Raw genomic sequence first — 1,310 nt, forward strand, 5'->3', positions numbered from 1 at the left:
TGGCATCTGCATGAGCTGACGCGTGGCATGGATCTGTCGATGTTCACGCTGTTCTCCTCCGCGGCCGGTGTGTTCGGTGGTGCGGGTCAGGCGAATTATGCGGCGGCGAACGCGTTCCTGGACGCGTTGGCCGAGGTTCGGCGGGCGGAAGGGCTGGCGGGGCAGTCGCTGGCCTGGGGACCCTGGGCTGAAAGTGGGATGCTCGGGAGCCTCGGCGACGCCGACACCCAGCGCATGGCCCGGGACGGCGTCATGCCGCTGAGCGCGCCCGACGGGCTGTCCTTGTTCGATGCCGCATCAGGTACCGGCGCAGCCGCTCTGGTGCCCATCAAACTGGACCGTGCCGCCTTGCGTCGCCTCGCCTCCACGGGAGCCGTACCTGCGCTGCTTCAGAACCTTGTGCGGATGCACAGGACACGGGCCGGCCATACCGGAGCAGCCCGGGGAGCCGTGTTGGCCGACCGCGTGGCCGCCCTTGCGCCCGCGGACCGAGCGCGGCTCGTGGACGGGCTGGTGCAGGCTGAGGTCGCGACGGTCCTAGGGCACGCGTCCAGCCATGAGATCGAAGCGACGCAGGCGTTCAAGGAACTGGGCTTCGACTCACTCACCGCCGTCGAACTGCGCAACAGGCTTACGGCCGTCACAGGGCTGCAACTTCCGGCCACACTGGTCTTCGACTATCCGACCCCCGCAGACTTGGCCGCGTTCCTGCTCTCCCAGGCACTCGGGGACGAGACCGGCTCCACCCGCGATTCAGCCGCGGCTGATGTGGTGGGCGACGAAGCGATCGCGATCGTCGGCATGAGCTGCCGCTATCCGGGGGCGGTATCCGATCCGGATGGCCTGTGGCGACTGGTGGCAGGTGGCGGTGACGGCATTGACAGCTTCCCCACCGACCGAGGCTGGGACATCGCCACGCTTTTCGACGCCGACCCTGACCGGACGGGCACGACCTACACGCAACAGGGCGGATTCCTCTACGAAGCCGCTGAGTTCGATCCCGAGTTCTTCGGGATCTCGCCGCGTGAAGCCCTGGCGATGGACCCGCAGCAACGGCTCCTCCTCGAAGCCTCGTGGGAGGCTGTCGAGCGTGCCGGTATCGATCCCACTTCTTTGCGTGGCAGCCGGACCGGTGTGTTCGCCGGCGTGATGTACCACGACTACGCCTCCCGGTTGAGGGCCGTGCCGGACGACACCGAGGGCTACCTCGGCATCGGTAACTCGGGCAGTGTGGCGTCGGGTCGGGTGTCGTACGCGTTGGGGCTCGAGGGTCCGGCGGTGACGGTGGATACGGCGTGTTCGTCGTCGTT

General features: G+C 67.9%; 1 protein-coding gene. It reads left to right on the forward strand.

Features of this window, described 5'->3' with window-relative positions; translation table 11 throughout:
• Positions 1-27 precede the first annotated feature (27 nt).
• The coding region (locus AB0P41_RS35935) for a beta-ketoacyl synthase N-terminal-like domain-containing protein (RefSeq protein WP_365936201.1) at positions 28-1,310 on the forward strand (1,283 nt) is incomplete at its 3' end.

The organism is Streptomyces sp. NPDC079167, from assembly GCF_040686735.1.
Classification (GTDB): domain Bacteria; phylum Actinomycetota; class Actinomycetes; order Streptomycetales; family Streptomycetaceae; genus Streptomyces.